The following is a 25,742-nucleotide window of genomic DNA, read 5'->3' on the forward strand; positions in this document are numbered from 1 at the left end:
CGGTGCCACTTCAGAACCGAGAGTGAGACTGGGTTTGGCGGGATGCCATTCCAGAGAATCTGCAAGATCGACACGACTGTCGGCAGAGGCCTTGGAATGACACAGCAGCGCCACTTCAGCTCAACTCCATGCAATACCAAAAGACAAAGAGCCTGTACTGGACGAACAACCCAGACAGGCTCTTTGATCTCAGCGGCAAATTACTTGCGCAGGCCCAGCTTCTGGATCAGCGCGGTGTAGCGCGTTGCGTCCTTGGCCTTCAGGTAGGCCAGCAGGCTCTTGCGGGTGTTGACCATCTTCAGCAGGCCGCGACGACCGTGGTGGTCCTTCATATTGGCCTTGAAGTGGGGGGTCAGCGCGTTGATACGGGCTGTGAGCAGGGCCACTTGGACTTCCGGCGAGCCGGTGTCGTTGGCGCTGCGGGCGTTCGATTGAACGATTTCTGCTTTGTTGATATCGGCGACTGACATGTGCGCGTTCCTGTTGTCGGAAGCCGCCGGCGACTCAAGAACAGGCTTGAGCCAGACACAGACGGTTTCCATGGTTTCACTTGCGGTCCCGGGTGAAACCGACCCGGGCCGTGCTTCGCTGCTGCGGCCTGCAAGCCCGTGTTGCCACGGTCTTGTTGCGCCACTCCAGCGGCTTTGCCCCACCCAGATTCAAAGCCGGAAGAGACAAAACTCTCGGATTATAGCCCAGAGTTACAAGGCCACCTCAGAGCCCCAGTCGCCCGCGGCTCCAAGCTTGCGGCCAAACGTCGACATATGGCGCCAACGCCTAGGTCAGCAAGAGGGCCGGCGGAGAATTTTTTCAGCCCCTTGAAAGGCAAAAACCCAGGCGCAATTGAAGCTGCAAGGGGATGCGAGACCCAGCGCAAGACGGCTGACTCGCCCCACCCCCAAGGAGTTCGGCGCGCCGCCAGGCCCGCCGAAATGGATCGAAACCCAATACCGCCGAGCGCCGCTCGGAGCCAAGCTCAGGAGACTGCCATGTTTGTGATTCCCGTCGCCCGCCATGCCGCCGAACTGTCCCGCCAATTGGAGCGCCACCGTGTCGGCGGCCAGATTGAGCGCCTGTTCACCCAGGATCCTCAGGCCCTGGCCTTGCGCAGCCCGGCGCTCGATGTCAGCGAAAGCGCAAGCGGCTACACCGTGCTACTGGATCTGCCGGGCGTGAGCAAGGACGCTGTGAAGATCAGCATCGAGGGCCGCCGCGTCAGCATCGACGCCGAACAAACCCGCGACCCGGAACTGGCCGAAGGTGAAAAGCTGCTGCACCGCGAACGGGCCGCCACACGCTTCTCGCGCAGCCTGCAGCTGCCGCAGGAGCTGAACCAGAACGAATGCAGCGCCAAGCTGGAAAACGGCGTGCTGACACTGAAGCTGAGCAAGCTGCAGGCCAACGGCCCGACCCAGCTGATCGTCAGCTGAGGCCAAGCCGGGTGAGCAGGCGCGCGGCGCTCAAGCCGCACCCAGCGTCCAGCGTGGCCGCACCTCAAAGCCCGCGCCTGGGCGCAAGCTGGCCATGCCACGCTGCAAGCGCATCGCAGCGGCCATGGCGATCATGGCGCCGTTGTCGGTGCACAAGCTCAGCTCCGGGTAATGCACCCGAATCTGGCGCTTGGCGCAGGCGGCATTGAGCTGCTCACGCAGATGCCGGTTGGCGCCGACACCGCCAGCCACCACCAAGCGCTTGAGCCCTGTCTCTTTCAAGGCCAGCAAGGACTTGCGCAGCAGCAGCTCGACGATGGCCGCCTGCGTGCTGGCGGCCAGATCGGCTTTCTGCTGCTCGGTCGGCACCTCGCCCAGGCGCCTCACCTGGGTCAGCACCGCCGTTTTCAGGCCGGCAAAGCTGAAATCCGGCTTGCCGCTCTTGAGCATGGGCCGCGGCAGATCAAAGGCCATCGGGTCGCCCTGTTCGGCCAGCTGGGCCAGATGCGGGCCGCCCGGATAGGGCAGGCCCAGCAGCTTGGCGCTCTTGTCAAAGGCTTCGCCGGCGGCGTCGTCGATGGTCTCGCCCAGCATCTGGTACCGACCGACATCGTCCACCCGCATCAGCTGGGTGTGCCCGCCGGACACCAGCAAGGCCACAAAAGGAAACTCCGGCGGATCTACCGACAGGAAGGGCGAGAGCAAATGCCCCTCGAGGTGATGAACGCCCACGGTGGGCTTGTCCAGCGCCGCCGCCATGGCCACGGCCACACCGGCGCCCACCAGCAAGGCGCCAGCGAGGCCCGGGCCCTGGGTGTAGGCAATGACATCGATGTCGCTCAAAGCCACCTGGGCCTGCGACAGCACCTCGCGCGTCAACGGCAGCACGCGTCGGATGTGGTCCCGCGAAGCCAGCTCTGGCACCACGCCGCCATAGGCCTGGTGCATGCGGATCTGGCTGTGCAGGGCCTGGGCGCGCAGCTGGGGCGCGCCGGCAGCCGGCACCTCGACCAGCGCCACCCCGGTCTCGTCGCAGGACGATTCGAATCCCAGAACCAGCATGGCCGCGCTCAGTGGCCTTCTTTGGCGTGGTTGATCGAGTACTTGGGAATCTCGATGGTGACATCCTTCTGACCCAGGATGGCCTGGCAGCTCAGGCGCGAATCGGGCTCCAAGCCCCAGGCGCGATCCAGCATGTCCTCCTCGCCCTCCTCCATCTCGGACAGGGAGGCCATGCCTTCGCGCACGATCACGTGGCAGGTGGTGCAGGCGCAGACCATGTCACAGGCATGCTCGATGGCGATCTGGTTGTCCAGCAGCGCCTCGCAGATCGAGGTGCCGGCCGGTGCGTTGACCGTCTTGCCCTCAGGGCAGTACTCGGCGTGGGGAAGAATCTTGATGACAGGCATGGGGCTCTCCTGGCGCGGCGCGCCGGCTCAGATCTGGTCGACGCTGCGGCCGGTCAAGGCCTTGTGAATGCCGCGGTTCATGCGCGCGGCGGCAAAGGCTTCGGTACCCTTGGCCAGGGCTTCGACGGCGGCAGTGATGGCATCGGCATCCTCGCCATCGGCCGCCTGCGCCAGTGCCTGCAAGAGGCCGGCAATGTCGGCCTGCTCGGCTTCGGAAAGCAGATCGCCATCGGCGGCCTGGGCGGACAGCGTGGCCAGGCGCATGCGCTCGGCCTCGACACGCGCCTCGCGCAGCTTGCGCGCTGCCATATCGGACTCCGCACTGGCAAAGCCGTCCTTGAGCATGCCGGCGATCTGATCGTCGCTGAGGCCGTAGCTGGGCTTGACCTGGATGGTGGCCTCCACGCCCGAGCCCAGTTCCTTGGCAGCGACGCTGAGCAGGCCATCGGCATCGACCTGGAAGGTCACGCGGATGCGCGCCGCGCCAGCCACCATGGGCGGGATGCCGCGCAGCTCGAAGCGCGCCAGCGAACGGCATTCGCTGACCAGCTCGCGCTCACCCTGCAGCACATGCAGGGCCATGGCAGTTTGGCCGTCTTTGAAAGTGGTGAAGTCCTGCGCCTGGGCGACGGGGATGGTGGCGTTGCGCTCGATGATGCGCTCGACCAGGCCACCCATGGTTTCCAGGCCCAGCGAAAGCGGGATCACGTCCAGCAAGAGGATGTCGCCATCGGCCGCATTGCCAGCCAGCTGGTTGGCCTGAATGGCGGCGCCCTGGGCCACGACCTCATCGGGGTTCAGATTCGTCAGCACCTCGCGGCCGAACAAGGCACTCACCGCCTCGCGCACGCAAGGCATGCGGGTGGAGCCACCCACCATGACGGTGCCCTGCACCTCGTCGGCCCGCACCTTGGCATCGCGCAGCACGCGCTTGACGGCGCTCAGTGTGCGGGCCAGCAGCGGCTGGGCAAGGGTTTCGAATTGGCTGCGAGACACGCGCACTTCCAGCGCTCCGGCATCCAAAGACGCCCGCAGCAGCACGCTGTCGACACCGGAAAGCTGCTCCTTGGCAGCACGCGCCGCCACCAGAACCGCACGCTTGTCATGGGCCGAGCTCAGCTGCAGGCCGCTCTGCGCCAGCGCCCAATCGGCGAGGACGCGGTCGAAATCATCACCACCCAGCGCTGCATCGCCGCCGGTGGCCACCACCTCGAACACACCGCGACTCAGGCGCAGCAAGGAGATGTCGAAGGTGCCGCCGCCCAGGTCGTAGACGGCGTAGAGCCCTTCGCTGGCGTTGTCCAGACCGTAGGCAATGGCCGCGGCCGTGGGCTCGTTGATCAGGCGCAGCACATTCAGGCCGGCCAGCTGGGCCGCATCCTTGGTGGCCTGGCGCTGTGCGTCGTCGAAATAGGCGGGCACGGTGATCACCGCACCGAACACATCGTCGGCAAAGCTGTCCTCGGCGCGGAAGCGCAAGGTGGCCAGGATCTCGGCCGAGATCTCCACCGGCGACTTCAGGCCATCGCGGGTGCGCAGGGACAACATGCCCGGCGTGTCTTCGAAGTCATAGGGCAGCTGGCCGCGCTCGGCCACATCGGCCAGGCCCCGGCCCATGAAACGTTTGACCGAAACAATGGTGTTGACCGGATCCTCGGCTTGCGCGGCCAGCGCGGCGGCACCGATCTGGCGGCGGCCTTCTTCCAGGTAGCGCACGGCCGAGGGCAGGATCACCTGGCCCTGTTCATCGGGCAGGCACTCGGCCACACCGTGACGCACGGCAGCCACCAGAGAATGGGTGGTGCCCAGGTCGATGCCCACCGCGATGCGACGCTCGTGCGGATTGGGCGACTGGCCCGGTTCGGAAATTTGCAGCAAAGCCATGTCTTATTGTCCTAGGGCTTCCAGGCGTCGATCGAGATCGGAACGGAATCGGTGAATAAACATCAGCGCCCTCACCTGCTGGGCGGCGGCAGCGGTGGCGGCGGCCGTATCGGCGTCAGTGCCGGCGTCGGCATCGAGCAGGCGCTGCACCTCGGCCAGCAGCTCACGCTCGCGCGTGGCCACCTCGGCATCCAGCGCCTCCACTTCGGCAAGGCCTTGCGCTTCGTCCAGGGCCTCGCGCCAGGCCATCTGTTCCATCAGGAACGCCGTGGGCATGCGGGTGTTCTCGTGGATCTGCAAGGGCACACCGCGCAGCTCACACAGGTAGGCCGCGCGCTTGAGCGGATCACGCAAGCGCTGGTGCGCCTCATTGACCCGCATGGCCCACTGCGCGCTCAGGCGCTGCGCCGCAGCGCCCTGGGCCGCAAAACGATCGGGGTGCACCTGGGCCTGCAAGGCCTTCCAGCTGGCATCGATGGCGGCACGATCCTGGGTCTGCCGCTGCGGCAGGCCGAACAGGCTGAAGTCGTCGTCATCGAGTTTCATGGAACAGGTCTCGGGCTTTTCAAATCGTGCGGCGGGCGCAGGGCTGCCGCCACTCGGCTTCGGCCATGAAAAAAGCGCGGACCGACGCCGCGCCCTCATGGCCTGCACCGCTCGCGCGGCGCAGCACTGTATTACACGCGGAAGGACTCGCCGCAGCCGCAGCGGTCTTTCTCGCGCGGGTTGCGGAACTTGAAGCCCTCGTTCAGGCCCTCGCGGACAAAGTCCAGCTCGGTGCCATCCAGATAAGGCAGGCTCTTGGGATCGATCAGGATCTTGATGCCATGGCCTTCGAAGATCACGTCCTCGGGGGCCACCTCGTCGGCGTACTCCAGCTTGTAGGCCAGGCCGGAGCAGCCGGTGGTCTTGACGCCCAGGCGCACGCCGACGCCGCGGCCGCGCTTGCTGATGTAGCGCGTCACATGGCGTGCGGCGGCTTCGGTCACGGTCACTGACATGGCGCCGTCCTTACTGCGTGTGCTTGGCGCGGTAGTCGTCCACGGCCGCCTTGATGGCGTCCTCGGCCAGGATGGAGCAGTGGATCTTGACCGGCGGCAGGGCCAACTCTTCGGCGATCTGGGTGTTCTTGATGGCCAGGGCCTGATCCAGGCTCTTGCCCTTGACCCATTCGGTCACGAGCGAGCTCGAGGCAATGGCCGAGCCGCAGCCATAGGTCTTGAACTTCGCGTCTTCGATCAGCCCAGTGGCCGGGTTGACTTTGATCTGCAGCTTCATCACATCGCCGCAGGCCGGCGCACCGACCATTCCGGTGCCGACCGACTCGTCGCCCTTTTCGAAGGCGCCGACATTGCGCGGGTTTTCGTAGTGATCAACGACTTTCTCGCTGTATGCCATGATTTTTCTCCTAGCTGTTGGCGGATCAACGTCTCATCGCAAGGCGCTGAACCAAGCCTGTTGCCGACCTCAATCGGCCGCGGGCTGTGATCGGTCGGTCAGTGGGCGGCCCACTGGATGGTGCTGAGGTCGATGCCGTCCTTGTACATATCCCACAGCGGCGAGAGCTCGCGCAGCTTGGCCACGCGGTCCTTCAGGGTGGCGATGGCGTAATCGATCTCTTCCACGGTGGTGAAGCGGCCGATGGTCATGCGCAGCGAGGAATGCGCCAGCTCGTCGCTGCGCCCCAGGGCTCGCAGGACATAGCTGGGCTCCAGGCTGGCCGAGGTGCAGGCCGAGCCCGAAGACACCGCCAAGCCCTTGACGCCCATGATCAGGGACTCGCCTTCCACATAGTTGAAGGACATGTTCAGGTTGTGCGGCACACGGCGCTCGAGATTGCCGTTGACGAAGACCTGCTCGATGTCCTTGAGGCCGTTCAGCAAGCGATCATGCAGCATACGGATGCGCTCGCCTTCGGTCGCCATTTCTTCCTTGGCGATGCGATAGGCCTCGCCCATGCCCACGATCTGGTGTGTCGCCAAGGTGCCCGAGCGCATGCCGCGCTCCTGGCCACCACCGTGCATCTGCGCTTCCAGGCGCACACGCGGCTTGCGACGCACGAACAGGGCACCAATGCCCTTGGGGCCATAGGTCTTGTGCGAAGCCAGGCTCATCAGATCGACCGGCAGCTCGGCCAGGTTGATCGCAATCTTGCCGGTGGCCTGAGCGGCGTCGACGTGGAAGATGATGCCGCGCTCGCGGCAGATGGCGCCGATGGCCGGGATGTCCTGGATCACGCCGATCTCGTTGCTGACATACAGCACCGAAGCCAGGATGGTGTCCGGGCGGATCGCCGCCTTGAAGGCCTCGATGTCCAGCAAGCCATCGGCCTGCACATCCAGGTAAGTGACTTCAAAGCCTTGGCGCTCCAGCTCGCGGCAGGTATCCAGCACCGCCTTGTGCTCGGTCTTGAGCGTGATGATGTGCTTGCCGCGGGTCTTGTAGAACTGGGCCGCACCCTTGATGGCCAGGTTGATGGACTCGGTCGCACCCGAGGTCCAGACGATTTCGCGCGGGTCCGCACCGATCAGGGCGGCCACCTGCTCGCGCGATTTCTCAACCACGGCCTCCGCCTCCCAACCCCAGGCGTGGCTGCGCGACGCAGGGTTGCCGAAATGCTCGCTGAGCCAGGGCACCATGGCGCTGACCACACGAGGATCCACCGGGGTGGTGGCGCCGTAGTCGAGATAGATGGGGAAATGCGGGGTCATGTCCATGTTCGAGAAATGCTCTTTTTGTTCTGACTTTTGTTCCGACTGGCTCCGCCAGCTGAGCAGGCCCAAAGCGCCTGCGCTGCTGGCGTGGTCGCGGATGGCGGCTTACTTGGTGAAGGCGTTGCCCAAGGCAAAAACCGAGTTGGGCGCGGTGATGCGGATGGGTTTGACCACCGGCGTGGAGGAAATCGCGCGCTTCATCGGCGACTCCTCGATGGTCACGCCCTTGGCCAGTTGGTCTTCCACCAGCTTGCGCAGGGAGACTGAATCGAGGTACTCGATCATCTTGGCATTCAGGCTGGTCCAGAGCTCGTGCGTGATGCAACGGCCGGTGTCCTCGCCCATGCAGTTTTCCTTGCCGCCGCAGCCGGTGGCATCGATGGGCTCGTCCACGGCCACGATGATGTCGGCCACGGTGATTTCGCTGGATTTGCGGCCCAGCGAATAGCCACCGCCCGGCCCGCGGGTGCTTTCCACCAGCTCGTGGCGGCGCAGCTTGCCGAACAGTTGCTCCAGATAGGACAGCGAAATCTGCTGCCGTTGGCTGATGGCCGCCAAGGCGACCGGGCCACCGTTTTCACGCAAGGCCAGATCGATCATTGCCGTGACGGCAAAGCGACCTTTGGTGGTGAGACGCATCACACTCTCCTTTTGCCCGAACTCATGTCCGAAAGACCCAGGGCAGCCACCGCGTCAAGCGCCGACAGCTGCCACCTCGATCCGGGCGCCCTTGGCCGAAGCCTGAAGGGTTAACCCGGGTCTATTTCCGACAATTTTACTCAATTACTGAGCGCTTTGCTGGGGGCAGGCAAAACCGCGGGTTTTGCGAGGGCTTCACGCCGACTGAGGCCGCGAGCGAGGCCGGCTGCGTCAGCCGATATTGTCGTGCACCACGGCACCGAAAGCCTGCTCGCGCAGCTGGGCCAGCTGATCGCGCACGCGCGCAGCCTTTTCGAACTCCAGATTGCGCGCATGCTCGAGCATCTGCTTTTCCAGCAGGGCGATGCGCTTGCTGAGGTCTTTCTCGGACATCTGCTCCACCTCGGCCACCTGCAGCAGCTTTTGATCGTCGCGACCGCTTTTTTCCGAGTACACGCCGTCGATCAAATCCTTGATGCGCTTGTTGATGCTGCGCGGCGTGATGCCATGGGCCTCGTTGAAGGCCAGCTGCTTGCTGCGGCGGCGCTCGGTTTCCCCCATGGCCTTGCGCATGGACTCGGTGACCCGATCGGCATACAGAATCGCCTTGCCGTTGAGGTTGCGGGCGGCCCGGCCGATGGTCTGGATCAAGCTGCGCTCCGAGCGCAAGAAGCCTTCCTTGTCGGCATCGAGAATCGCCACCAGGGACACCTCGGGAATGTCCAGGCCTTCACGCAACAGGTTGATGCCCACCAGCACATCGAACGCACCCAGGCGCAAATCGCGCAGGATCTCCACACGCTCGACCGTGTCCACATCCGAATGCAGGTAGCGGACCTTGACGCCGTTGTCGCTCAAGTAATCGGTCAGCTGTTCGGCCATGCGTTTGGTCAGCACCGTGATCAGCACCCGGTCGTTGGCCTCGACGCGCTCGCGGATTTCCTGCAACACATCGTCCACTTGGTGGGTGGCCGGGCGCACTTCGACGATGGGGTCAACCAGGCCGGTCGGGCGCACCACCTGCTCGACCACCTGGCCAGCGTTCTGCTGCTCGTAGGCCGCCGGCGTGGCCGAGACGAACACGGCCTGGCGCATCTTGCGCTCGAACTCATCGAACTTGAGCGGCCGGTTGTCCAGGGCCGAAGGCAGGCGGAAGCCATACTCCACCAACGTGGTCTTGCGCGCCCGGTCGCCGTTGTACATGCCGCCGAACTGGCCGATCAGCACATGGCTTTCGTCCAGAAACATCAGGGCATCGCTGGGCAGGTAGTCCACAAGGGTCGGCGGCGGCTCGCCCGGCGCGGCGCCGGACAAATGCCGGGTGTAGTTTTCGATCCCCTTGCAGTGCCCCACCTCCTGCAGCATTTCCAGGTCGAAACGGGTGCGCTGCTCCAGGCGCTGCGCCTCGACCAGCTTGCCTTCCTTGACGAAAAAACCCAGGCGCTCGCGCAGCTCCTCCTTGATAGTCTCCATCGCGCCCAGCACTTTTTCGCGCGGCGTGACGTAATGGCTGCTCGGGTAGACGGTGAAGCGAGGAATCTTCTGGCGAATCTTGCCGGTCAGCGGATCGAAGAGCTGCAGGGTCTCGATTTCATCATCGAAGAGCTCGATGCGCAGGGCCAGCTCCGAATGCTCGGCCGGGAAGACATCGACGGTGTCGCCGCGCACGCGGAAAGCGCCGCGCGTGAATTCCAGCTCGTTGCGGGTGTACTGCATGCGGATCAGCTGGGCGATCACATCGCGCTGACCCAGCTTGTCGCCGTTGCGCAGGGTCATCACCATCTGGTGGTAGTCGCTGGGGTTGCCGATGCCGTAGATGGCCGACACCGAGGCGACGATGACCACATCACGCCGCTCCATCAGGCTCTTGGTGGCCGAGAGGCGCAGTTGCTCGATGTGTTCGTTGATGGCGCTGTCCTTCTCGATGAACAGGTCGCGCTGCGGCACATACGCTTCGGGCTGGTAGTAGTCGTAGTAGCTGACGAAGTACTCGACCGCATTGTTCGGAAAGAAATCGCGGAACTCGCTGTAGAGCTGGGCCGCCAGGGTTTTGTTGGGGGCAAAGATGATGGCCGGCCGGCCCAGGCGGGCGATCACATTGGCCATGGTGAAGGTCTTGCCCGACCCGGTCACGCCCAGCAGGGTCTGGTAGCTGAGGCCGTCATTGATACCTTCCACCAGCTGCGCAATCGCCGTGGGCTGGTCTCCGGCCGGCGGAAAGGGCTGAAACAGCTGGAACGGCGAGCCTTCGAAAGACACGAACTCACCCTTGGGCGCTTGCGCAGCATCGGGGGCGTTGTCAGTGAGGCTGTCTGAATCTTGCATGGGTGGAGACCAGGTCGGGAGAGAAAAGCAAGGGGCGCAGGCGCCGAGTACCGAGGGTTTGCCCACCTAAAATTGCAGGGCTGGGCAACCCGCAAGGGTAGCGCAGGCCGAGCCGCGCCGCAGCAAGCCCCAGCAAACGCGCCCGTTTGTTCATGCCACCGTCCTGTCAGGAAGCTTCCATGTCCTTGTTTGCCGCCGTCGAAATGGCCCCCCGTGACCCCATCCTGGGCCTCAACGAACAATTCAATGCCGATCCGAATCCGGCCAAGGTGAACCTGGGCGTGGGCGTCTACTTTGACGAAAACGGCAAGCTGCCCCTGCTGAAATGCGTGGCCGAGGCCGAGCGCGCCATGCTGGCCGACCCCAAGGCCCGGGGTTACCTGCCCATCGACGGCATCGCAGCCTACGACAAGGCCGTGCAAGGCCTGGTCTTCGGCGCAGACAGCGCCGTGCTGGCCGACAAGCGCGTGGCCACCGTGCAAGCCATCGGCGGCACCGGCGGCCTCAAGATCGGCGCCGATTTCCTCAAACGCCTGAACCCCGGCGCCCGCGTGCTGATCTCCGACCCGTCCTGGGAAAACCACCGCGCCCTCTTCAGCAACGCCGGCTTCCAGGTCGAGACCTACCCCTACTTTGACGCCGCTAATCTGGGCGTCAACTTCGAAGGCATGCTGGCTGCGCTGAACAGCGCCGCAGCCGGCACGGTCGTCGTGCTGCACGCATGCTGCCACAACCCCACCGGCTACGACCTGACCCCGGCCCAGTGGAGCCAGGTGGTCGAGGTGGTCAAGGCCCGCGGCTTGGTCGCTTTCCTGGACATGGCCTACCAAGGCTTTGGCGAAGGCATTGCTGAAGACGGCGCCGTCATCCAGCAGTTCCTGGCCGCCGGCCTGGACTTCTTTGTCTCGACCAGCTTTTCCAAGAGCTTCTCGCTCTACGGCGAGCGTGTCGGTGCGCTGAGCGTGGTCTGCGCCTCGGGCGAAGAAGCCAGTCGCGTGCTGAGCCAACTCAAGATCGTCATCCGCACCAACTACTCCAACCCGCCGACGCATGGCGCCCAGGTGGTGGCCACCGTGCTGTCCAGCCCGGCGCTGCGCGCCCTGTGGGAAGAAGAACTGGCCGGCATGCGGCTGCGCATCCGCGCCATGCGCTCGGCCCTGGTCAGCGCCTTGCAGGCCGCAGGCGTCAGCCAGGACCTGAGCTTCGTCACCCGCCAGAAGGGCATGTTCAGCTACTCGGGCCTGAGCGCTGCGCAGATGCAGCGCCTGCGCAGCGAGTTCGGCATTTACGGCGTGGATTCGGGCCGCATCTGCGTGGCCGCGCTGAACGAGAAGAACCTGCCGGCCGTGGCCTCAGCCATGGCGGCGGTGCTGTGCAGCTGAGGCCCGGATCTCAGGCAAAACGCTCGCAGGACGCCCGGTTTTCGGGCGTCCTGCGCACAATTTCGGGTTTGTTCGCTGCGAGCTGTCACGCTTTTCACCGCTAATAGCCGACCATGCCGCTGTGCCGCGCGCGGTAAAATGCTGCACTGCACAAAAGATTTCAGGCAAGATCGAGCTTCAGCAACCCAGCGCAGCCCCGCCCTCCCCCCGCGACGCTGTGCGCCATGACCCCGAGGCCCACCCATGCTGTACCAGCTTTTTGAAACCCAGCGCGCGCTGATGAGCCCGTTCTCGGAGTTCGCCGCCGCCTCCGCCAAGCTTTACAGCCACCCGCTGTCGCCGTTCGCGCACACGCCCATGGCGCAACGGGTGTCAGCCGGCCTCGACCTGATGCACCGCCTGGCCAAGGATTACGAAAAGCCGGAGTTCGACATCCGCAGCGTCGAGGTCAGCGGAACCGAGGTGGCAGTGCAGGAGCTGGTGCCCATCACCAAGCCCTTTTGCCGCCTGCTGCGCTTCAAGCGCTACACCGACAATCTGCAGGTGCTGACCGAGATGAAGGACCAGCCCACCGTGCTGGTCGTGGCGCCGCTCTCCGGCCACCACAGCACCTTGCTGCGCGACACCGTCAAGCAGCTGCTGAAGGAGCACAAGGTCTACATCACCGACTGGACCGATGCGCGCATGGTCTCGCTGGAGGAAGGCCCCTTCCACCTCGACGACTACATCGCCTACGTGCAGGAGTTCATCCGCCACCTGGGCCCCGATTGCCATGTGATCTCGGTCTGCCAGCCCACCGTGCCCGTGCTGGCGGCCATCTCCCTAATGGCCAGCAATGGCGAAACCACGCCACGCAGCATGACCATGATGGGCGGCCCCATCGACGCCCGCAAGAGCCCGACCGCCGTCAACAACCTGGCCATGAACCGCAGCTTCAGCTGGTTCGAATCGAACGTGATCTATCGCGTGCCGACCAATTTCCCCGGTGCCGGCCGCGCCGTCTACCCGGGCTTCCTGCAGCACACCGGCTTTGTGGCCATGAACCCGGACCGCCACCTGAGCTCGCACTACGACTATTTCCTAGACCTGGTCCGCGGCGATGACGACGGCGCCGATGCCCACCGCAAGTTCTACGACGAGTACAACGCCGTGCTGGACATGCCGGCCGAGTACTACCTGGACACCATCAAGACCGTGTTCCAGGACTTCGCCCTGGTCAACGGTACCTGGAAGGTCAATGGGCAGTTCGTGCGCCCCCAGGACATTCAAGGCACCGCCTTGCTGACTGTGGAAGGCGAGCTGGACGACATCTCCGGTGCCGGCCAGACCCGCGCCGCCCATGCCCTGTGCGCCGGCATCCCGCCCGAGCACCAGTACCACTACGACGCCATCGGTGCTGGCCACTACGGCATCTTCTCCGGCCGCCGCTGGCGCGAGAAGGTCTACCCCGAGGTGCGCAACTTCATCGCCAAGTACGACCACGGTGAAGCCGCCGCCGAAGCGCAAGCCCAGGCCACCGTCAGCAAGGCGCGCAAGCCCCGAGAAAGCCGCGCCAAACCTTGAGCCTGATCGAGAAGCCCGAGGCCAGCAACCGGCTGACCGAGCTGACGGCGCGCATCGACGCCGCCCTGCCCCAGACCCAGTGCACCCGCTGCGGCTATGTGGACTGCCGCGCCTACGCCGAGGCCGTGGCCCACGGCGAAGCCGGCATCAACCAATGCCCGCCGGGCGGCAGCGAGGGCGTGGCGCGCCTGGCCGCCCTGACCGGCCGCCCCGTGCTGCCCTTGAGCGCCGAGCATGGCCAGGAGGGGCCGCGAGCGCTGGCCGTGATCGACGAAGCCTGGTGCATCGGCTGCACGCTGTGCATCAAGGCCTGCCCGGTCGACTGCATCGTCGGCGCGCCCAAGCAAATGCACCTGATCGTGGCCGAGCAATGCACAGGTTGCGAGCTCTGCGTGCCAGCCTGCCCGGTGGATTGCATTTCCATGCACCCGGTCACGGGTGAGCAGACCGGCTGGTCGGCCTGGAGCCCGGCGCAGGCCGATGCCGCGCGCGATCGCTACGGCTTCCACCAGTTCAAGGCCGAGCGCGAGCTGCGCGACAACGCCGCCCGCCTGCAAGCCAAGGCCGAAGCCAAGCTGGCCGATCTGGCTGCCGCCTCCAAGCTGACCGCACCCGATGATCTTGAGCGCAAGCGCGCCGTGATTCAGGCCGCCCTGGCCCGTGCGCGAGCGCAACGCCAAAGCTGAACCAGGCTCGGCTGCGAGGCCGAGCCACGGGCACAATCGCGCCCCATGAACGCGCAACAGATCCACGGTTTTTTCTCGACGCTGCGCGCCGCCAACCCCAGCCCACAGACCGAGCTGGAGTACAGCAGCGTGTTCGAGCTGCTGGCGGCGGTGCTGCTCTCGGCCCAGGCCACCGATGTCGGCGTCAACAAGGCCACGCGGCGCCTGTTCCCGGTGGCCAACACGCCGCAGAAGATCCTGGCCCTGGGCGAAGACGGCCTGAGCGAGTACATCCGCACCATCGGCCTGTACCGCAGCAAGGCACGGCATCTGATCGCCACCTGCCAGATCCTGGTCGAGCAATATGGCGGCCAGGTTCCACGCACCCGCGAGGCGCTCGAGGCCCTGCCCGGCGTCGGCCGCAAGACCGCCAATGTGGTGCTCAATGTCGCCTTCGGCGAGCCGACCATGGCGGTGGACACGCATTTGTTCCGCCTCGGCAACCGCACCGGCCTGGCGCCCGGCAAGACACCGCTGGCGGTGGAGCAAGGCCTGCTCAAGCGCATTCCCGAGGAGTTTCTGGTCGATGCGCACCACTGGCTGATCCTGCATGGCCGCTACGTCTGCAAGGCCCGCGCGCCCATGTGTGAGAGCTGCAGCGTCGCTACATTTTGTGACGAGGGCCGCCGCCTACAATCCCGGCTTGCCAGAGTAGGAACTGTTCCGAAAAAGCCCTAGGGAGCCACGGGAAACCATGCCAAGCCTCAACGACTTGATCGACCGCGTCGAGCGATTGCTGTTGCGCCACGAAGAGTTGAAGCGCACCAATGCGCTGCTTCAGGAGCAGGTTCAAGCACTGAGCCAGGAGCGCGACAGCCAGCGCTCGCGCCTGAATGCCGCGCGTGCGCGCATCGATGCCTTGCTGGAACGCCTGCCCGTCGAAAGTGAATCCGGAAAGAATAGTCCATGAAACAAATGGAAGTGACCATCATGGGGCAGAGTTATCTGCTGGGCTGCCCCGAGGGTGGAGAAGCGGCGCTGAGCAAGGCCGTCAGCCAGGTCGACAAGGAAATGAGCGCCATCCGTGACGCCGGCCGCGTCAAGGCGCGCGAACGCATCGCCGTGCTGGCGGCCCTGAACCTGGCCTATCAACTGGCGGAGGAGAAGCCGGCCAGTGCGCCGGCTGCGCGCAGCGCGGTCACGGCGCCCAACGGCGCCGACCTGCCCGATCTCGACGGCCTGATCCGCCGCCTCGATGAAGCCCTGGGCCACGACGGACAATTGCTCTGAACTCCGTCGGCAAGCGGCCGGCTCGCCGTAGAATGCAAGCGTCCATCGCATTCGCGTGAGCTCTATATTTCCTTGAACCGATGCTCTATGAGCAAGGGCTTGGAACATTGCCCAGCTGGTGTGATCGTCTCGCGTCAGATGAACCCGAAGTTCGGTTGACCTCGCCCACCTGAATCCCCCTGGGTTCAGGAATGCGGCTCACGGTTCGCGGTGGACACCTTTTTCCAGCATGCAAACGGCCCCTCACGGGCCGTTTGTGTTTGTGCTTCGCTGGATTGCCCAAGCTGGCGCCAGCGGCCGATTGACCCTGCGCCTGACCTCGCGCCTGACCTCGCGCCTGACCTCGCGCCTGACCATGAGTCCGCCCATGAACTACTGGTTGATGAAGTCCGAACCTTCGGAATGCTCCATCGATGATTTGGCGCAGGCGTCGGGTCAGCAACTGCCCTGGGTGGGCGTGCGCAACTACCAGGCACGCAACTTCATGCGCGATCAGATGCAGTTAGGTGATGGCGTGCTGTTCTATCACTCGTCCTGCCCCAAGCCAGAGCAGATCGGCATTGCCGGCCTGGCTCGCGTCGCCAGCCCGGCCTACCCCGATGCCACGCAGTTCGATCCGGCCAGCCCCTACTTCGACGCCAAAGCCACGGTCGAGTCACCGCGCTGGCTGCATGTAGATGTGCGCTTCGAGCGCAAGACGAGGCTGCTGAGCCTGGCCGAGCTGCGCGCCGAGCCGCGCCTGGCCAGCATGCGCTTGCTGCAGCCAGGCAGCCGCTTGTCAATCACGCCGGTCACGCCGGACGAATGGTCGGTGATCCTGTCGCTGCTGGGCTAGAGCCCGAGCCAGGTCACCGGATGCAGGCTCAAGCGCCGAAGGGGATCGAGGCCAAGACCACCTGATTGCCGCCCCGGCGCTGGGCTTCGTGCACAGCTGCTTCGCTGGCGTTCCAGAGCTCGTCCTGCTTGGAAGCCGTGTGCGGGAAGCTGCACACGCCCATGGACAAGGACAAGCCCATGTCCTGGCCGTTCAGCACGATGATCTGCGCCATGCACTGGCGACGCAGCTGCTCCATGCGCGCATGCGCCGTGGCCAGGCCCACACCCGACAGCAAAACGGCAAAGCGGCTGTGGCCGACACGGCAGGCCGCATCCATGGCGCGGGTGTTGGCGCGCAGCATGCGACCCATGCCCTCGAGCAGACGCTGATTGGCCTCTTCGCCCAGGGCCTGGATGGCGGCGGGCGCCGGGTCCAGGGCAATGATGACGAGAGCGAATTCGCGATGCTCACGGGTCGAGAGGTCGATTTCACGCAACAGCGCATCGTCGAACTGCGCCTGGAGGTAGAGGCCCGAGACCTCGTCACGGCCGCTGCCCTGTTGCAGCTCACGGCGGATCTGCTCCAGGGCTTTTTGCTGCTGCTCCAGTTGCTGCAGGGCACGCTGCAAATGGCTTTCGCGGTGCCGCTCTTCGGTGCGTTCTTGCCAGACAGACAGCACAAATTCGGTGCCCAAGGCGGCCCGGGTGACGGTGAACTCGCGCCGGCGCCCGCCCAACTCCAGGCGATGCTCGCTGACGGTGACCGAGCGCTGCGCCATCACCGCCTGCTCGACGCGGCGCATGGCCACCACTTCCTCGGCGCGCATCAGGTCGTTGTCAACGCTGCCGACCACCGAGCTTTCGCTGCGCTCGAACAAGCGGTCCAGGCCCGGGCTGGCGAACACATAGCGGCCCGTGGCCAGGGATTTGATGGCAGCCAGCAAGTTCAGCGGCTCGATCAAGCTGAGCAGGGTCGCCCCCATGTCGCTGGCCACCGCCCCATGCCCGGCCAACCAATGAGCCAAACTGCCCTGAGCGGGTGGCACGGCGTGGTCAGGGGCGGCTGGATTGTTCATGAGGTCTCAGTCGTTCAATCATTCAGGGTCGACGCACACAGGCTGACGGGACGAGCAGGCCAGCGAGACCTTCGCTCACTCGCGCGCCATTTTGGGGAACCGCGCAAGCTTTCGGGCACTGTAGATGGCTTCGCGCCCGCGAATCAAGCAAGTGTGCACAGGCCCGGGGTTCTCCCCCTAACTTGGCAACAGCTTGCATCCTAGCGAAGTGCAGCCTGGGCTCTGGTCGATCCAAATGCAAATTTCTTCACGGTTCGTCCCTAGATCACGCCCAGCGCCGTATTCAAGCGATATCGGCCTCTTCAGAACCATCTCAAGGACCGATGCTGCGGCTGCGGGACAATTGCTGCACTCTTGGCAATGCCTTGCAGTTCTCGCCGCATCAACGAGGGGCAGGCGCGGCATTGACGCAACAGCTTTCAACCCGGGCACAGCGCATCTGCCCGCCCCGAACACATCAACCGCATTCATGCATTTCGACCTCGTCATCATCGGCGCCGGCGCCGCAGGACTTTTTTGTGCCGGCCAAGCCGGTCAACGCGGCCTCAAGGTGCTGCTGATCGACCATGCCGAGCGCGTGGCCGAAAAGATTCGCATTTCAGGCGGCGGCCGCTGCAACTTCACCAACCGCGACGTCGGCCCGGCCAATTTCCTCTCCGACAACCCCGCCTTCTGCCGCTCGGCCCTGGCGCGCTACAGCAGCCAGGACTTCATCGCCCTGGTGCAAAAACACGGCATCGCCTTCCACGAAAAGCACAAGGGCCAGCTGTTCTGCGACGACTCCAGCGACCAGATCATCCAGATGCTGCTCAAGGAATGTGCGGCCGGCGGCGTGGAGCGCTGGCAGCCATGCAGCGTGCAGGAGGTGCAGACGCTGAGCGCCGAATCGACAGAGGCCTCGGCGGCCCGATTCGAGCTGCAAACCTCGCGCGGCCCGGTGCGCGCGCACTCGGTGGTGGTGGCCACAGGCGGCCTGCCCGTGCCCAAGATCGGCGCCACCGATTGGGGCCTGCGCCTGGCCAAGCGCTTCGGTCATGCCATCGTCGAGCCCCGCCCGGCCCTGGTGCCACTGACCTTCGACGAGCAGGCTTGGGCGCCCTTTTCGGCGCTCGCGGGCCTGTCACTGCCGGTCGCGGTCAGCACCGGCCAGGGCAAGGGCAAGGCGCGTTTTCTGGAGGACCTGCTCTTCACCCACCGCGGCCTGAGCGGCCCGGCCATCCTGCAAATCTCCAGCTTCTGGACCGAGGGCCAAGTCCTGCAGATCGATCTGGCGCCCGAGCACAAGCTGCTCGCCCTGCTGCAAAGCGCCAAGCAGGAATCCAAGCGGCAGCTGGGCAACGAACTGGCCAGCCTGTTCCCGCAACGCCTGGCCCAAGCCTGGCTGGAACGCCTGGGCCTCGCCAGCCAGCGCCCCATGCCGGAATGCAAGGACAAAGACCTGCAGAACCTGGCGCAACAGCTGCAAGCCTGGTCGCTGATACCCAACGGCAGCGAGGGTTGGCGCAAGGCCGAGGTGATGCGCGGCGGCGTCGACACGCGCGAGCTGAACTCGCAGAACATGGAGAGCAAACGGGTGCCGGGCCTGTATTTCATCGGCGAGGTGGTGGACGTCACCGGCTGGCTGGGAGGCTATAACTTCCAGTGGGCCTGGGCCAGCGCGGCGGCCTGCGCGCGCTCTTTGCATGCAAATACAGCAATCGCTTGAAAATCAGGCTACAATCTTCGTCTTTGCTGGCAAACCTGCGCGTCGATTCGCAACGCTTCTGAAGCGGAATCCGGATAAGCCGTTTCAGACACTGAATTCAAAATGTCTTGAATGAAGTACTTGGCGAACACCGAGCGCATATTGAAGGAACTACCTTTTCATGACCACGATTCGCGTCAAAGAGAACGAGCCGTTTGATGTGGCCCTGCGCCGTTTCAAGCGCACCATCGAAAAACTGGGCCTGCTGACCGACCTGCGCGCCCGCGAGTTTTACGAGAAGCCCACGGCTGAGCGTAAGCGCAAAAAGGCAGCCGCCGTCAAGCGTCACTACAAGCGCGTCCGCAGCATGCAGCTGCCGAAGAAGCTGTACTGATCGCCTGATTGCCTTGGCAGTTCCCTTGGAACCGCTACACGGCCGAAAAAACCCGCACAGGACGCTGTAGCGGGTTTTTTTTGATCTCGAACCTGCATAAACGCAGGCACACTGCGCGCCGAGCACGTTGGTCCCGCGTGCAACGCACCCACCTATTCCAAGACACCCAGGATTTGCCATGAGCTTGAAAGACCGCATCACCGACGACATGAAGGCCGCCATGCGCGCCAAGGACAGCGAGCGCCTGACCACCATTCGGGGTCTGCTCGCCGCCATCAAGCAAAAAGAAGTCGATGAGCGCGTGGAACTGGACGAAGCCGGCGTGATCGCCATCGTCGACAAGCTGATCAAGCAGCGCAAAGACTCGATCAGCCAGTTCAGCGCGGGCGGCCGCCCTGACCTTGCAGAGAAGGAGCAGGCCGAGCTGCAAGTGCTGGAGCCCTACCTGCCGCAACGCATGTCGGCGGAGGAAGTGGCCGCGGCCGTGCAAGCCATCGTCGCTGAGCTGGGCGCCAAGGGTCCTGGCGATATGGGCAAGGTCATGGGCGCCGTGAAGGCGCAGCTGGCAGGCAAGGCCGATATGGGCCTGGTCTCGACCGCGGTCAAACAAGCCCTGAGCCAGTGATTCCGGGACGGAGCCCTGCCATGAGCCTGCCCGCGCAAACCATCGCCCCCGATTTCTGCGTCTCGCCACAGCTGCAACCCGAAGCCATGGCCCTGGCGGCACAAGCCGGTTTCCGCAGCGTGATCAACAACCGCCCTGACTTCGAAGGCGGCCCGGATCAGCCCACCACGGCGCAAATGGAGGCAGCCGCACGAGCTGCCGGTCTGGAGTACCGCCATCTGCCGGTCAGCGGCAGCTACCAGTCACCGGAAGAGATCGTGCAGTTCCATCAGCTGCTGAACAGCCTGCCCAAGCCCATCCTGGCCTTTTGCCGTTCAGGCGCACGCTCGACCCGTCTCTATACGGCCGCCTCGGTGCTCTGAAGCTCCGCCCATTCAATGCCCAAGGGCCTGCGTCGATGCAGGCCCTTTTTTCATGGGCATTCATGGGCAAAGCGAACCAGCCTAGGACTTGCCCTAGGACAGGCCCCACAAAGGCTCCAAGCCTGGGCGTCAGCTCTTACAGTGCAGGCTTGCCACGCGGGGCTGGCCAGGCCGGCAACCCTGCGCAAGCCCTTGCGGGCCGTCTGCACCAGAAAATGCATTGGAGACCACCTTGAATTCCCTCCTCAAAGTCTCAGGCCTGATTGACGGCCTGAGCCGTTTCATCGGCCGCTGGGTCATCTGGCTGGTGCTGGCATCCACGGTCATCAGTGCGGTCAACGCCATCATCCGCAAGGTCTTCAATTACAGCTCGAACGCATTCCTGGAACTGCAGTGGTATCTGTTCGCCGCGTCCTTTTTGCTGGCCGCTGGTTACACCCTGCTCAACAACGAGCATGTGCGGATTGACGTGGTGGTCGGCCGCTTCTCCAGGCGCGTGCAAACCTGGATTGATGTCTTCGGCCTGCTGGCCTTCCTGATGCCCATGTGCGTGACTGTGCTGTGGCTGGGCACGCCTTTCTTTCTGCAGGCCTGGCGCTCGGGAGAGATTTCATCCAACGCAGGTGGCCTGATCGTCTGGCCTGTCTACGCCTTGATCCCCCTGGGATTCAGCCTCTTGCTGCTGCAGGGCCTGAGTGAGCTGATCAAGCGCCTGGCCTTCCTGCAAGGCCTGGCACCCGACCCCGGCATCAAGGTGCAGCAGCGCAGCCCGGAGGAAGAGTTGGCTGAGGCCATCCGCTTGGCTGCCGAAAGGCAGCAAGAAGCGCTGCAAGCCCCCCACGACCACAAGAAGGCCTGAGGAAGCGCCCACCATGGAATTCATCGCCAACAACCTGGCCCCGATCATGTTCGCGGGGCTCATCGTGTTCCTGCTCATGGGCTTTCCGGTGGCCTTCAGCCTCGGTGCCTGCGGTCTGTTCTTCGGTTTTGTCGGCATCGAGCTGAACGTGCTGCCCGCCTCCCTGATGCAGGCCCTGCCCTTGCGCATCTTCGGCATCATGAAGAACGACACGTTGCTGGCCATTCCCTTCTTTACCTTGATGGGATTGATCCTGGAGCGCTCGGGCATGGCCGAGGACCTGCTGGACACCATCGGCCAACTCTTCGGCCCCATCCGTGGCGGCCTGGCGTTCGCAGTGATCTTCGTGGGCGCCCTGCTGGCGGCCACCACTGGGGTGGTGGCGGCTTCGGTGATCTCGATGGGTCTGATCTCCCTGCCCATCATGCTGCGCTACGGCTATGACCGGCGCGTGGCTTCGGGCGTGATTGCCGCATCCGGCACGCTGGCGCAAATCATTCCGCCCTCGCTGGTGCTCATCATCCTGGCCGACCAGTTGGGCAAGAGCGTGGGCGATATGTACAAGGGTGCATTTCTGCCGGGTTTCATCCTGACCGGGCTGTACACCCTCTACATCGTCGGGCTGGCTGTGTTCAAGCCGCACTGGGTGCCAGCCCTGCCTCTGGAGGCGCGCTCCATCCGCGAGGACAACGGCCAAAGCGGTCTGCGCTCACTGGCCGTGCTGGCCACGGTCTCGACCGGCTTGGCCGTTCTGTTCGGCCAGCACTACCGGGAGGTGACCGAGTACTTCAAGGGCGAGGCGGTGGCTAGCGTGGCCACGGATGAGACCATCGTCGTGGCCATGTCGGTCGGTGTGGGTGTGGCTTTCATCGCTTCAGTGCTCAACAAGGCATTGCGACTGAACCTGCTTTCGCGCATGGCCGAGCGCGTCACCTTTGTGTTGATCCCACCACTGGCGCTGATTTTTCTGGTGCTGGGCACCATCTTCCTCGGCATCGCCACGCCCACCGAAGGCGGCGCCATGGGCGCCATGGGTGCACTGTTGATGGCCGCCATGCGGGGCCGCATGTCGTCTGGCCTCTTGCGCCAAGCCCTGACCAGCACCACCAAGCTGTCCTGCTTTGTGGTCTTCATTCTGGTGGGCTCCACCATCTTCAGCCTGAGCTTCCAAGGCGTGGACGGCCCCAAATGGGTGGAGCATTTGCTCAGCGCACTGCCCGGAGGCCAGATCGGATTCCTGATCTTCGTCAACGTGCTGATCTTCGTGCTGGCCTTCTTCCTGGACTTCTTCGAGCTGTCCTTCATTGTTGTGCCCCTGCTCGGCCCAGTGGCCGAGAAGCTGGGCATCGACCTGATCTGGTTCGGCGTGCTGTTGGGCGTCAATATGCAGACCTCCTTCATGCACCCGCCCTTTGGTTTCGCCCTGTTCTATCTGCGCAGCGTGGCCCCATTGACCGAGTACATCGACAAGCTGACCCAGCGCCGCATTGCACCAGTCACCACCGGCCAGATCTACTGGGGCGCCGTGCCCTTCGTGCTGATCCAGATCGTCATGGTGGGTCTGATCATCGCCTTCCCCAACCTGGTCTCGGGTGGCATGGGCCAGGCGGCCAGCAGCACGGACAACGCCAATGTGGTGATCGAAGCCCAACCACAAAGCGAATCCGGCAATGCCATCGAGATGGACGCCAACAAGCTCTTTGGCCCCGCTGACGAACCGGCTTCAGCAGCCTCCTCGGCAGCCCCTGCAGCTTCCTCTGGCGCCGGCAAAGCGTCGGCGGGCCCCATCGACCCGATGGAGGCCGCAGCCGAAGCCAGCCGCAAGCCCTGACGATCAATTCACGCGCATCGCACCCATAAAAAAACCCGGCCTTGGCCGGGTTTTGTTTTGTCTGAGCAACTCGAGGCTTAGAGCTTCTGCGATTGCATGAAGTCGTCAAACCCGGCTTCAGCAAAGCGGAACCAGAGATTCTGTTCGCGGCGGAAATTGGAATAGTCCTCGTAGACCTTTTTCCAGTTCGCGTTCTTGCTGCCCAGTTCGGCGTAAATGGCCATGGACTCCTTGAACGCCGCATCCATCACATCCTTGGGGAAACGGAACAGCTTGGTGCCACCCTTGACCAGTTCGCGCAGGGCGCCCGGGTTCTTGGCGTCGTACTTGGCTTGCATATCGACATGGGCGACCGCCGCTGCGCATTCCACGATGGCCTTGTACTCGGGATTCAGGGCATCGAACGACTTGGTATTGATGTAGAAGTCCAGCTGCGGACCGCCTTCCCACCAGCCCGGGTAGTAGTAGTTGGGCGCCACTTTGTTGAAGCCCAATTTCTGATCGTCGTAGGGCCCCACCCACTCGGCCGCATCGATGGTGCCTTTTTCCAGAGACTGATAGATCTCACCACCCGGGATGTTCTGCGGCACGCCGCCCATGCGTTCCAGCACGCGACCGGCAAAACCACCAATGCGCATCTTCATGCCCTTGATATCGGCCAGGCTCTTCACCTCCTTGCGATACCAGCCGCCCATCTGCGCACCGGTGTTGCCGCCCGGGAAGTTGATGATGTTGTAGCCGCGGTAGAACTCGCGCATCAGCTTGAGGCCATTGCCCTCAACCATCCAGGCGGTCATCTGGCGGCTGTTCAGGCCAAAAGGGATGGCGCAGCCCAAGGCGAAGACTTCATCCTTGCCGTGGAAGTAATAGGGCGCCGTGTGCGCGATCTCGACTGTCCCCTCCTTGACCGCATCCACCACTCCAAAAGGAGGCATCAGCTCGCCGCCGGCATGCACGGAGATCTGGAACTTGCCCCCGGTCATTTCGCCGACCTTTTTGGCGAACACATCGGCCGCGCCAAAAATGGTGTCCAAGGACTTGGGAAAGCTGGAGGCCAAGCGCCAGCGCAAGGTGGTCTGGGCGTGAACAATGGCCGGAGCGGAACCTGCGGCCAAAACGCCCGCAAGCCCGGCGCCACGAATGAAGGTACGACGCGTCATCTCTTGTCTCCTGGTGAAATGGTGCTTCAAGTAGCGAGCTGATTCTAGGAGGCGAGCTCCTCGCCTCCTTCACCGGAGAAACCCCTGCGCGAGGCGTCAGCGGGGCGTCAGGCGATGCTCAGCTGCCGGCCAGTTTCATGCGCGAGATCAGCATGGAGCCAACCGTCTTGCCGCCCAGGGTGTAACGATCGGTGCCGAGCCCGACAATGTCCTGGAACATGGTCTTCAGATTACCGGCAATGGTCACTTCATGAACCGGGAAGGCGATCTCGCCGTTCTCCACCCAGTAGCCGCTGGCACCACGTGAATAGTCACCGGTCACCGAGTTGACGCCCTGCCCCATCAACTCAGTCACAAAAAGGCCGGTGCCGAGGCGGCGCAGCATGGTGCGCAAATCATCGCCAGGGGCGGTCAGGCGGCTGCTCATGCTCAGATTGTGCGAGCCGCCGGCATGGCCGGTGGTGCGCATGCCCAGCTTGCGCGCGGAATAGGTGGACAAGAAGTAACCCTGCAGCACACCGGCCTCGACCACGCTGCGCGCGCGGGTGGTGACGCCTTCGTCATCGAAAGGCGAGCTGGCCTTGCCTTTGCGCTCGTGCGGGTCTTCATGGATGTCGATGTGCGAGGCCAGCACGCTCTGGCCCAGACTGTCGAGCAGGAAGCTGGCACGGCGGTACAGCGCCCCCCCGCTGACCGCCTGCACCAGGGCACCCAGCAAGCCGGCGGCGGCCGTGTTCTCGAACAAGACCGGCACCTCGGCCGTGCCGACCTTGCGCGCCTTCAGGCGCGACAGCGCCCGCTCGGCGGCATAACGGCCAATGGCCTCGGGCGCCGCCAGCTCCTGCGCATCGCGCATCGAGCTGTACCAGGCGTCGCGCTGCATTTGCGCGCCACGGCCCGCAATCGGCGCCACCGAGATCGAATGACGCGAGCTGGCATAGCCACCGCGGAAGCCGCGGCTGTTGCCCATGTAGAAATGCGACTGCTGCGCCGACACGGCCGCGCCCTCGCTGTTGGCGATGCGCTTGTCGGTGGCAAAAGCCGCCTCTTCACAGCGCAGGGCGATGGCTGCTGCGGCCTGCGCGTCGATGGCCCAGGGGTGGAACAGGTCCAAGTCCGGGCGGCTTGCCGCATCCAGGGACAGGTCTTGCTCGTCGGGCAGACCGGCCACCGGGTCCTCGGCCGTGAAGCGGGCGATGTCAAACGCCGCGCGCACCGTGTCTTGCAGGGCCTTGGGCGAGAAATCCGAGGTGCTGGCATTGCCGCGGCGCTGGCCCAGATAGACCGAGATGCCCAGCGACTTGTCGCGGTTGCGCTCGACGTTCTCCAACTGGCCCAGGCGGGTGGACACCGACAGGCCGCAGCCCTCGGACACCTCGGCGCCGGCGTCGCTGGCGCCCAGGCGCTTGGCTTCGGCCAGCACATCCTCGATCAACTGCTGGAACTGCTCCACCTTGTAGGCAAATCCACTGCCATTCGTGGACGATGCAGACATGGCAGACGAGGAGACAGGCTTGGATGTAGAGGTCATGGAGGGCGCGCAAACGTGAGAAAAAAGGGCCCGAGCGCCAAGCGCACCGACCCAGACACCGCGCGCGCCGCACACAGGCGCACGCGCGGAGATTCAGAACTGG

27 protein-coding genes and 1 other RNA gene are annotated in these 25,742 nt (G+C 64.3%); 15 read left to right on the plus strand and 13 right to left on the minus strand.

Features of this window, described 5'->3' with window-relative positions; translation table 11 throughout:
• Positions 1–200: 200 nt before the first annotated feature.
• Positions 201–470: a 30S ribosomal protein S15 gene (gene rpsO / locus AC1Q6P_RS12615; protein ID WP_102770315.1), complete on the minus strand. Its 270-nt coding sequence runs from the start codon at positions 468–470 to the stop codon at positions 201–203.
• 519 nt (positions 471–989) lie between these two features.
• On the opposite strand from rpsO, the gene AC1Q6P_RS12620 reads away from it, so the two are divergent.
• Positions 990–1,430, plus strand: coding sequence for an Hsp20/alpha crystallin family protein (locus AC1Q6P_RS12620; protein WP_492664143.1), 441 nt, complete (start codon positions 990–992; stop codon positions 1,428–1,430).
• A gap of 30 nt (positions 1,431–1,460) precedes the next feature.
• Here the strand turns inward: AC1Q6P_RS12620 and tsaD are convergent, their stop codons facing one another.
• From tsaD to uvrB, 9 genes are all read right to left on the minus strand, one after another.
• Positions 1,461–2,492 (minus strand): tRNA (adenosine(37)-N6)-threonylcarbamoyltransferase complex transferase subunit TsaD, encoded by a 1,032-nt coding sequence (gene tsaD / locus AC1Q6P_RS12625; RefSeq protein ID WP_492664144.1) that lies wholly within the window; start codon positions 2,490–2,492, stop codon positions 1,461–1,463.
• Positions 2,493–2,500: 8 nt separating this feature from the next.
• Entirely contained in the window at positions 2,501–2,839 is a 339-nt protein-coding gene (fdx, locus tag AC1Q6P_RS12630) for an ISC system 2Fe-2S type ferredoxin (protein ID WP_102770312.1), read from the minus strand.
• Positions 2,840–2,866: 27 nt separating this feature from the next.
• A complete protein-coding gene (hscA, locus tag AC1Q6P_RS12635) occupies positions 2,867–4,723 on the minus strand; it encodes a Fe-S protein assembly chaperone HscA (RefSeq protein ID WP_492664145.1) in 1,857 nt (618 codons plus the stop codon).
• A gap of 3 nt (positions 4,724–4,726) precedes the next feature.
• Positions 4,727–5,269, minus strand: a complete 543-nt coding sequence (hscB, locus tag AC1Q6P_RS12640; protein ID WP_492664146.1) for a Fe-S protein assembly co-chaperone HscB — start codon at positions 5,267–5,269, stop codon at positions 4,727–4,729.
• A 131-nt stretch (positions 5,270–5,400) separates the two neighbouring features.
• Entirely contained in the window at positions 5,401–5,724 is a 324-nt protein-coding gene (gene iscA / locus AC1Q6P_RS12645) for an iron-sulfur cluster assembly protein IscA (RefSeq protein WP_102770309.1), read from the minus strand.
• A 10-nt stretch (positions 5,725–5,734) separates the two neighbouring features.
• The gene (gene iscU / locus AC1Q6P_RS12650) at positions 5,735–6,121 is read right to left on the minus strand and encodes a Fe-S cluster assembly scaffold IscU (protein ID WP_102770308.1); all 387 of its coding nucleotides are present in this window, start codon (positions 6,119–6,121) and stop codon (positions 5,735–5,737) included.
• Between the two features lie 98 nt (positions 6,122–6,219).
• Positions 6,220–7,440: an IscS subfamily cysteine desulfurase gene (locus tag AC1Q6P_RS12655; RefSeq protein WP_492664147.1), complete on the minus strand. Its 1,221-nt coding sequence runs from the start codon at positions 7,438–7,440 to the stop codon at positions 6,220–6,222.
• A 102-nt stretch (positions 7,441–7,542) separates the two neighbouring features.
• Positions 7,543–8,076: a Fe-S cluster assembly transcription factor gene (locus tag AC1Q6P_RS12660; RefSeq protein ID WP_102770307.1), complete on the minus strand. Its 534-nt coding sequence runs from the start codon at positions 8,074–8,076 to the stop codon at positions 7,543–7,545.
• 231 nt (positions 8,077–8,307) lie between these two features.
• Positions 8,308–10,401 (minus strand): excinuclease ABC subunit UvrB, encoded by a 2,094-nt coding sequence (uvrB, locus tag AC1Q6P_RS12665; RefSeq protein WP_492664148.1) that lies wholly within the window; start codon positions 10,399–10,401, stop codon positions 8,308–8,310.
• Between the two features lie 179 nt (positions 10,402–10,580).
• Between uvrB and AC1Q6P_RS12670 the strand changes: the two genes are divergently transcribed.
• The 8 genes from AC1Q6P_RS12670 (at position 10,581) to AC1Q6P_RS12705 (ending at position 16,136) form a co-directional block, all read left to right on the plus strand.
• Positions 10,581–11,783, plus strand: coding sequence for an amino acid aminotransferase (locus AC1Q6P_RS12670; RefSeq protein WP_492664149.1), 1,203 nt, complete (start codon positions 10,581–10,583; stop codon positions 11,781–11,783).
• Between the two features lie 243 nt (positions 11,784–12,026).
• Entirely contained in the window at positions 12,027–13,346 is a 1,320-nt protein-coding gene (locus AC1Q6P_RS12675) for a polyhydroxyalkanoate depolymerase (protein ID WP_271009370.1), read from the plus strand.
• Positions 13,343–14,032, plus strand: a complete 690-nt coding sequence (gene rsxB / locus AC1Q6P_RS12680) for an electron transport complex subunit RsxB (protein ID WP_492664150.1) — start codon at positions 13,343–13,345, stop codon at positions 14,030–14,032. Before AC1Q6P_RS12675 ends, rsxB begins: the two co-directional genes overlap by 4 nt.
• Positions 14,033–14,077: 45 nt before the next feature.
• The gene (gene nth, locus AC1Q6P_RS12685; RefSeq protein ID WP_492664151.1) at positions 14,078–14,749 is read left to right on the plus strand and encodes an endonuclease III; all 672 of its coding nucleotides are present in this window, start codon (positions 14,078–14,080) and stop codon (positions 14,747–14,749) included.
• A gap of 16 nt (positions 14,750–14,765) precedes the next feature.
• Positions 14,766–14,981, plus strand: a complete 216-nt coding sequence (locus AC1Q6P_RS12690) for a cell division protein ZapB (RefSeq protein WP_102770302.1) — start codon at positions 14,766–14,768, stop codon at positions 14,979–14,981.
• Entirely contained in the window at positions 14,978–15,301 is a 324-nt protein-coding gene (locus AC1Q6P_RS12695) for a cell division protein ZapA (protein WP_171826237.1), read from the plus strand. Before AC1Q6P_RS12690 ends, AC1Q6P_RS12695 begins: the two co-directional genes overlap by 4 nt.
• Before the next feature lie 38 nt (positions 15,302–15,339).
• A non-coding RNA gene (gene ssrS, locus AC1Q6P_RS12700) (6S RNA) lies at positions 15,340–15,520 on the plus strand.
• Between the two features lie 148 nt (positions 15,521–15,668).
• The gene (locus AC1Q6P_RS12705) at positions 15,669–16,136 is read left to right on the plus strand and encodes an EVE domain-containing protein (protein ID WP_492664189.1); all 468 of its coding nucleotides are present in this window, start codon (positions 15,669–15,671) and stop codon (positions 16,134–16,136) included.
• Between the two features lie 28 nt (positions 16,137–16,164).
• On the opposite strand, the gene AC1Q6P_RS12710 is transcribed toward AC1Q6P_RS12705, so the two are convergent.
• A complete protein-coding gene (locus tag AC1Q6P_RS12710) occupies positions 16,165–17,193 on the minus strand; it encodes a GGDEF domain-containing protein (protein ID WP_102770300.1) in 1,029 nt (342 codons plus the stop codon).
• A gap of 469 nt (positions 17,194–17,662) precedes the next feature.
• Between AC1Q6P_RS12710 and AC1Q6P_RS12715 the strand changes: the two genes are divergently transcribed.
• The 6 genes from AC1Q6P_RS12715 (at position 17,663) to AC1Q6P_RS12740 (ending at position 22,948) form a co-directional block, all read left to right on the plus strand.
• Complete coding sequence (locus tag AC1Q6P_RS12715) at positions 17,663–18,898, plus strand: BaiN/RdsA family NAD(P)/FAD-dependent oxidoreductase (RefSeq protein WP_492664152.1); 1,236 nt, start codon at positions 17,663–17,665, stop codon at positions 18,896–18,898.
• Between the two features lie 160 nt (positions 18,899–19,058).
• Positions 19,059–19,271 carry a 30S ribosomal protein S21 gene (gene rpsU, locus AC1Q6P_RS12720; RefSeq protein ID WP_007833691.1) on the plus strand — a complete coding sequence of 71 codons (213 nt, stop codon included), beginning with the start codon at positions 19,059–19,061 and terminating at the stop codon, positions 19,269–19,271.
• Between the two features lie 178 nt (positions 19,272–19,449).
• The gene (locus AC1Q6P_RS12725; RefSeq protein ID WP_171826235.1) at positions 19,450–19,896 is read left to right on the plus strand and encodes a GatB/YqeY domain-containing protein; all 447 of its coding nucleotides are present in this window, start codon (positions 19,450–19,452) and stop codon (positions 19,894–19,896) included.
• Positions 19,897–19,916: 20 nt separating this feature from the next.
• Entirely contained in the window at positions 19,917–20,258 is a 342-nt protein-coding gene (locus AC1Q6P_RS12730; protein WP_171826234.1) for a protein tyrosine phosphatase family protein, read from the plus strand.
• A gap of 232 nt (positions 20,259–20,490) precedes the next feature.
• Complete coding sequence (locus tag AC1Q6P_RS12735) at positions 20,491–21,117, plus strand: TRAP transporter small permease subunit (RefSeq protein WP_102770453.1); 627 nt, start codon at positions 20,491–20,493, stop codon at positions 21,115–21,117.
• A 13-nt stretch (positions 21,118–21,130) separates the two neighbouring features.
• Positions 21,131–22,948, plus strand: a complete 1,818-nt coding sequence (locus AC1Q6P_RS12740; RefSeq protein WP_492664153.1) for a TRAP transporter large permease — start codon at positions 21,131–21,133, stop codon at positions 22,946–22,948.
• Positions 22,949–23,025: 77 nt separating this feature from the next.
• On the opposite strand, the gene AC1Q6P_RS12745 is transcribed toward AC1Q6P_RS12740, so the two are convergent.
• Both AC1Q6P_RS12745 and pmbA read right to left on the minus strand, forming a co-directional pair.
• Positions 23,026–24,108 carry a TRAP transporter substrate-binding protein gene (locus AC1Q6P_RS12745; RefSeq protein WP_102770295.1) on the minus strand — a complete coding sequence of 361 codons (1,083 nt, stop codon included), beginning with the start codon at positions 24,106–24,108 and terminating at the stop codon, positions 23,026–23,028.
• 118 nt (positions 24,109–24,226) lie between these two features.
• Positions 24,227–25,603 carry a metalloprotease PmbA gene (pmbA, locus tag AC1Q6P_RS12750; protein ID WP_492664154.1) on the minus strand — a complete coding sequence of 459 codons (1,377 nt, stop codon included), beginning with the start codon at positions 25,601–25,603 and terminating at the stop codon, positions 24,227–24,229.
• Positions 25,604–25,742 lie beyond the last annotated feature (139 nt).

It is taken from the genome of Roseateles sp. GW835-FHT13E02, assembly GCF_058794035.1.